Source organism: Actinophytocola sp., from assembly GCF_035942955.1.
Taxonomy (GTDB): Bacteria; Actinomycetota; Actinomycetes; order Mycobacteriales; family Pseudonocardiaceae; genus DASYTH01.
The window spans coordinates 39,689-46,341 of record NZ_DASZCQ010000120.1 but is presented as its reverse complement, the minus strand read 5'-3'; the positions used below and the strand labels follow the sequence as shown (position 1 = coordinate 46,341).

Genomic DNA, 6,653 nt, shown 5'->3' with positions numbered 1-6,653 from the left:
GGGGTTCGGGCCGGACGGTGGTCGGGGGTTCGGATCGGGTGGTGGTCGGGGGTTCGGCCAGGGTGGCGGGCCGGCGTCGGGTTTCGGCGGCACGGGTTCGCGCGGGCCGGGCGGGGCGGCTCCGGTGGCGGGGAGTCCGGGTGCCGGCGCCCGGTCCGGGGTCGGCGGGGGTGGCCGGCGAGCCGGGCGCGGGTGGCGGCCGCGGGCTGGGAACGAGCCGGAACGCGGCCGGTCTGGGGACGAGCCGGAGCGCGGCCGGGCTCGGCGGGATGTCGATCGGCGCCGGGCGTGGGCGGGACGAGGTGGACGGCGTGCACAAGCGGCCGGACTACCTGGTGGAGCCGGACGCGGAGTCGTTGTTCGGCAGCGACGAGCTGACCGCGCCGCCGGTGCTCGGGGTCGCCTGATCAGACCTCGTCGGCGCCGGATCCCGGCATCCGTCCGGTGACGACGAAAACCATGCGCTTGCCCACGGAGACGGCGTGGTCGGCGAACCGCTCGTAGAAGCGGCCGAGCAGGGTCACGTCGACGGCGGCGGCGACGCCGTGCGGCCAGTTCCGGTCCATGATCACGCTGAACAGGTGACGGTGCAGGTCGTCCATCTCGTCGTCGGCGTCCTCGAGCGAGCGCGCCTGCTCGATGTCCTTGCTCAGGATCACCTGTTCGCATTGGCGGGCAAGGGAAACCGCGACCCGGCCCATCTCCGAGAAGTAGCCGCGCACCTCGTCGGGCAGCACCGGCTGGGGATGCCGCCGCCGGGCCGCCTTGGCGACGTGGAGGGCGAGATCACCCATCCGCTCCAGGCTTTCGGCGGCGTGGATCGCGGCGAGCAGGATGCGCAGATCGGTGGCCACCGGGGCCTGCAGGGCGATGAGCGAGTAGGCGTGCTCCTCGCACGCGGATCTGGCCTCGTCGACCTTGACGTCATCGCCGATCACCTGCTCGGCCAGGCCGAGATCGGTCTCCAGCAGTGATCGGGTGGCGATCTCCATGGCATCGGCGACCATCGAGCACATGCCCGCCAACTCGTCCGCGAGCCGTTCGAGCTCGACATGGTAGGCCTCACGCATGACGACAGCCTACGACCAGGCGTCCGTCCGCACCGCATCGCAAAGTGAACCGAGCGTGAACCTGACGCGACAAATGCTCGCGGTCAGGCGCACTCGACGTCCCCGGCGTTCACTGTGGACAGATTGGGCAGGTCCAGCGGCTTCTCCGCGGCGGGCGCGCCGTTGGGGGCGTTGACCTCGCCGGTGAAGTCCGGCCCGATGACGAGAATGAGGGCGCCGGCCGCCGACGGATCCTCCTGCAGCTGTGCGCCCGGCACCGATGACGCCAGCGTGCGTGCCGCGGCCTCCTTGTCCTTGCCGTACTTGATGACCGTCTTGTCGACCGGCTCCGGCGCGTTGTTCGTGCTCACGATCGTGTAGCCGAACTCCTTGAGCTTGTTGCCGGTGTTGCCGGCGATGCGGGGCGTCTTGTTGCCGCCGTTGAGCATCTGGATCTTGATCGTCTTCGGGTCGACCCGCTGCGGCTCGGGGGAAGCCTTGGTGTCCGCCGGCGCGGGCTCCTCGCCCGGCAGCGGGGCGTCGTCCCGGATCGCCTTGAACAGCGCGTTGGTGTCGTTGACGCGCAGCACCTCGTTGCCGCGGCCGTTGGCCTCGCCGACGGTGGGCACCGTGATGAACGTGACCCGACCGGCCTCGAGGCCCTGCAGCGACCGGCCGAGCAGCATCAGCTGATCCACGTCGATGTTGTCGCCGAACGTGGCCTTGGAGAAGGCCTGCACGAAGTCGGTGAGCTTGCCGGGATCGAGCAGCACCTGACTGGACATCGCCTTGCGCAGCAAGGCGGACAGGAACCGCTGCTGGCGGATGATCCGGCCGTAGTCCGAGGTCGGGTCGCCCTGCACCTTGCGGGCGCGCACGAAGTTGAGCGCCTGGTCACCGGTGAGGGTGATCTCCCGGCCGGCCTCCTTGACGATCACGCCGAGCTCGGCGTCCTTGAGCGGGCGCTCGACGCACACCGTCACGCCGTCGACGGCGTCGACCATCGACTTGAAGCCGTTGAACTCGATGCCGACGAAGTGGTTGATCTGCAACCCGGACAGCTGCTGCACCATCTTGGTGACGCACTTCGGCCCGCCGACCTGGTACGCGGTGTTGATCTTCACCTTGCTCGCCGGCGCGACCTGCTCGTCGGTGTACTTGCCGGTCGACGAGTCGAACCGCTGGCACTCCGGGCGGTCCACCTCGAGGTCGCGGGGGAACGAGACGACCACGACGCGCTGCCGGTTGGCCGGCACGTGCGCGATCATGATCGTGTCCGAGCGGGCGCCGGGCACGGCCTTCGCGTCGCCGACCCCGTCCTCGACGGAGGCGCCCTCACGCGTGTCCGAGCCGACCAGTAGGAAGTTCTCGTCGCCGTTCTGCGCCGCCCGGTCCATGATCGCCGAGGAGTTCTGGTCGAGCGCGTCGACGTGCTGCTGGTTGCTGTTCACCCAGGTCTTGAAGCCCCAGGCCACGCCGGTCGCCAGGAACACCAGGATGGCCGCCGTCCCGGCCATCGCCTTGCCGGCGAGGGCGGATCTGTGCTTACGCCGGTTCTTCTTGCGCTGTAAGCGGGTTTCCTCGGCCGGGTTGGTCTCGGGCACCGGCTGCTCGGCGGGCAGCGGCGGGGTCTGCAGGCCGACGATCTCGTCGAGATGGTCGAGCTCGTCCTCGCTGGTCCACGGCAGCAGCCGCTTGCGCCGTGCCTTCTTCTCCCGCTCCTCGGCCCGCAGCTCGTCGTGCACCTTGGAGAAGCGGGCCAGGGTGTGGTCGACCCGCCGCTTCTTCTGGGTCTCCTCGCTGATCGCCTCCATCTCGGTGGTGAGGCAGACCGCGTCCAGGTCGTCGCCGGGCGGCCGGCGCGGCGGCGGGGCCTTCACCGGGGCCATGGTCGGCCGGCTCGGAGCGTCCGGCCACACCGGGGCGGCGGGCCCCGGCGTGGGCTTGGGCGCGGGTCCGGCGGGGGCGGCCGGGCGGCCCGTGGGGGGCGCCGTCCGCGGCGGCATGGAGTTGTGCCCGGGAAGCTGGTTGGGAATGTTGGGGATCCTGCGCGACCGCTGCTGCGGTGGCGGACCGGCCATGGGCTCGCGATGACCGTTGCCGCTGCCGTTGTGGGCGGGCGGCGGGACCGGTCGCCCGCCGGTGCCCAACTGCCCGCTGCGCTGGGCGGTGGGGGACCCTGGCGGGAACTGCCGGGGGCCCGACCGGGTGGCCCGCGGCCAGTTCCCCGACGACTCGCTCGGCCCCTGCGGGCGCCGCCCGTTGGCCGGCCCCTCGACCGGGCGGCCAGCGGGCTGCGCCGGCGTGGCCGGAAGCGGCTCGGCCGGACGCATGCGTGGCTGTGACGGGGCGGCCGCGGGGCGCGGGGTCGGGTGCATGCGGGGCTGGGACGGGGCGGGGGGCGGGGGCTGCCGGCGCGGGGGTGGCGGCGGTGGCGGAGCCGGCACGTTGGGGCGCGAGCCGGTGTGCCGTTCGACCAGGTCGGCGACGCTCAGACCGCCAGGTGTCTCCATCGAGCGGCGGCGTCGCCGGGGTTGCTCCCCGCGATCATCACCGCGGGAGTGGCGACCGTGCTCCCAGGTACCGCCGGGAGGGGCGCCGCCTGAGCGATGGTCGTCGGGCACCGGTCTCCTCTCCCTGCCTGCGGACGCGGCGATGCGGTACATCTTGCCGCCAACTCTTTATCAAGACGTTGCACACTACCGCGCGGTTGCCAACTGAGGGTGGCTTTCCGCGCCCAGATAGTACGGACGGATGGCACCCATGACGACTGCGCCTGGCAATTTCTTCACGTTCAGTACGCAGTTGTGCCCATGCCACTAGCCCAATCGGGCTACACGGTCAGTGTGCCATGGCCCGGCGCACGCCGGCGCCCCGGCGGCCGGAGGCGTCGCCGGCCAGCCTGGTCTCGCCGTCGAGGTGGTACGCCACGGCGTTGCGTCCGGCCTGCTTGGCCGCGTACAGCAGGCGATCCGCGTGCCGCAGCTGTGCCTCCGGGGTGGCCCCCGGCCGCTGGTCGGCCGGCGGCTCGTAGGCAAGGCCGATGCTGACCGTGACCCGCAGCCCGAGGGCGATCGAGCTCCACGGGTGGTGCTCCACCCTGGCCCTCGCCGCCTCCGCGACGGCGACCGCTGCCGGCCCGTCCACGCCGGGAATCACCAGGACGAACTCCTCGCCGCCGTACCTGGCGCAGAACGCCGGGGCGGGCAGCCCGTCCTGCAGCAGCTCGACCACACGCTGCAGCACCCGGTCGCCGATCTGGTGCCCGTAGGTGTCGTTGACCTGCTTGAACCAGTCCAGGTCGACAAGGGCGACGGCGAGACCGTCGGCGCAGGCGCCCCGTTGCTCGACCAGCGCGACCAGGCGTTGGTCCAGGTAGCGACGGTTGTAGCTGGCCGTCAGCGCGTCCCGGATGGCCTGCTCGCGCGCCTCGGCGTGCTCGCGGCGCAGCCGGGCCACCTCCTCCCGGAACTGCTCCGGGACCGCCGGGGGCGCCTCGGGAACGGCCCGCTCGGCGGAGATGATGTCGAGCGCGTGCCGGGCGTGCTCGTAGGCCTGCCGCCACTCGCCGCGGTCTGCGAGCAGCGCGGCGATCGACTGGTGCAGCTGGATGAGACCGGCGGTGTCCTCCGGCGCCGTACCTCGATCCAGCAAGGCCACCGCGCTCACCTCCCTACGTATGGACTGTTTCGTCCGGGAGGACAGATCTCTTGAGCAGTTGGGACGCCCGGATTGGAAGTTCGCTCGACTGGTGTACGGCCGGCTGCTCCAGTCCGGTGACCGGCACGCCGTGCGCGGGATTCAACGGGGCGGCAATGTGTCGTTCACCGGGTAGGGCAGGCCATGAACCCGTAGACCTTGCCGTCCAGCACGACCACCCGCTGCGAGCCGATCTGCTCGGCGAGCCGGGCGCCGCCGCGCCGGATGCTGACGAACACGCCCAGCGCGTAGACCGTCCCGCGCGGGCGCTTGGCCGAGTCCTCCGGCTTCCACTTCGGGTCCGGCCGGAACGTGGACATGGCCGGCTCGATCCGGACGGTCAGCCCGGCGAGGTCGCACAGCCGGTCGGTGAAGTCGGGATGCTGGGTGCGGCGCAGGAAGTCGCGCTGCGCGTCCGGCCCCTCGGTGCCGGCGTCGTTGAGCTCGGCGAAGTAGCCGGTGACCAGCTCGCGGTCCTCGCTGGCCGAGCCGACACCGACCGGCGAGCCGCTGACCGTCGTGGTGCAGCCGGTCGCGAGCAGCGCGGTGAGCACCGCCGCCCCGACCCGGGTTCGGCTCATGATCAACCCCCAGAGTGCATCAGCTCGGCGCCGGCCGGCACCGCGGCGTCGTCCGGATCGTTCAGCCAGCCGTCCGGCAGGGCAACCCTGGCCGGCGACCCCTGCCGGCCGCGCGGTCCCTCGGCGGCGGCCGGGAACGGCGCCGCGTGGTCGAGCTCGTCGAGCAGCTCCGCCAGCTCGACCAGGCTGCTGACCAGCCCGAGCCGCTGCCGCAGCGACGACCCGACCGGGAAGCCGCGCAGGTACCAGGCCATGTGCTTGCGCAGGTCCCGCACGCCCTTGAACTCCCCGAGGTGCTCGGCGAGCAGGCTCGCGTGCCGGTAGATCACGTCGGCGACGCCGCCGAGCGGCGGCCCCGGCGGGGGCGGCTGCCCGGCGAAGGCGGCCTGCAGGTCCCGGAACAGCCATGGCCGGCCGAGGCAGCCGCGGCCGACCACCACGCCGTCGCACCCGGTGCGCGCCATCATGGCCAGCGCGTCGTCCGCGCTGAAGATGTCCCCGTTGCCCAGCACCGGGATCGTCGGCACGGCCTCCTTGAGCGCCGCGATCGCCGACCAGTCGGCCTGCCCGGAGTAGCGCTGCGCCGCGGTCCGTGCGTGCAGCGCGACCGCCGCCGCCCCCTCCGCCTCAGCGATCCGCCCGGCGTCGAGATACGTCACGTGGTCGTCGTCGATCCCGATCCGGAACTTCACGGTCACCGGGATGCCCGCCGGCTCGGCAGCCCGGACCGCGGCCGCCACGATCTCGCCGAACAATCGCCGCTTGTACGGCAGCGCCGCGCCGCCGCCCTTGCGGGTCACCTTCGGCACCGGGCAGCCGAAGTTCATGTCGACGTGATCGGCCAGGTTCTCGTCCACGATCATGCGTACGGCCGCGCCGATGGTGTCCGGGTCAACTCCGTAGAGCTGGACCGACCGCGGGTGCTCGGCCGGGTCGAAGGTGATCATGTGCAGCGTCGCCGCGTCCCGCTCGACCAGCGCCCGGCTCGTGATCATCTCGCACACGTACAGCCCGGCCCCGTACGTGCGGCACAACCGCCGAAACGCCACGTTGGTGATCCCCGCCATCGGCGCGAGCACCACCGGCGGATCGACCGCGAACGGGCCGATCTTCAACGCGGGGGAGCCGAAAGCCACGCTCCAGATTAACCGGCGGCCGCCGGAAGGTAGGGCCGGAAGTGGTCGGCAACGGTCGTGGTGACGGCCTCGGCGGGGCGGGTTCCGCGACCTCGAGAACGCGGATGCCGAGCCGGTGGGCGGAGTTGACGGCGTCGGCGGCGAGGAGGCGGTCGCGGGCGAGGCGGTTGTGCTGGGCGCGGGCGGGG

Annotated in this window: 5 protein-coding genes and 1 pseudogene; 1 reads left to right on the top strand and 5 read right to left on the bottom strand. The window is 72.3% G+C overall.

All coding sequences use genetic code 11. From position 1 onward, the window contains the following. Window positions 1-407: pseudogene (locus VGX25_RS11840) on the top strand (hypothetical protein); the annotation flags it as partial. Here VGX25_RS11840 and phoU read toward each other — a convergent pair. The 5 genes from phoU to dusB all read right to left on the bottom strand — a co-directional run bounded on the left by phoU (window position 408) and on the right by dusB (window position 6,465). Continuing rightward, window positions 408-1,070, bottom strand: a complete 663-nt coding sequence (phoU, locus tag VGX25_RS11835; protein ID WP_326917710.1) for a phosphate signaling complex protein PhoU — start codon at window positions 1,068-1,070, stop codon at window positions 408-410. Between the two features lie 83 nt (window positions 1,071-1,153). Then, entirely contained in the window at window positions 1,154-3,562 is a 2,409-nt protein-coding gene (locus tag VGX25_RS11830) for an LCP family protein (RefSeq protein WP_326917709.1), read from the bottom strand. A gap of 328 nt (window positions 3,563-3,890) precedes the next feature. Beyond that, window positions 3,891-4,709, bottom strand: a complete 819-nt coding sequence (locus VGX25_RS11825) for a GGDEF domain-containing protein (protein WP_326917708.1) — start codon at window positions 4,707-4,709, stop codon at window positions 3,891-3,893. A 164-nt stretch (window positions 4,710-4,873) separates the two neighbouring features. Beyond that, a complete protein-coding gene (locus VGX25_RS11820; protein WP_326917707.1) occupies window positions 4,874-5,329 on the bottom strand; it encodes a hypothetical protein in 456 nt (151 codons plus the stop codon). A gap of 2 nt (window positions 5,330-5,331) precedes the next feature. Beyond that, entirely contained in the window at window positions 5,332-6,465 is a 1,134-nt protein-coding gene (gene dusB, locus VGX25_RS11815) for a tRNA dihydrouridine synthase DusB (RefSeq protein ID WP_326917706.1), read from the bottom strand. Window positions 6,466-6,653: the final 188 nt, after the last annotated feature.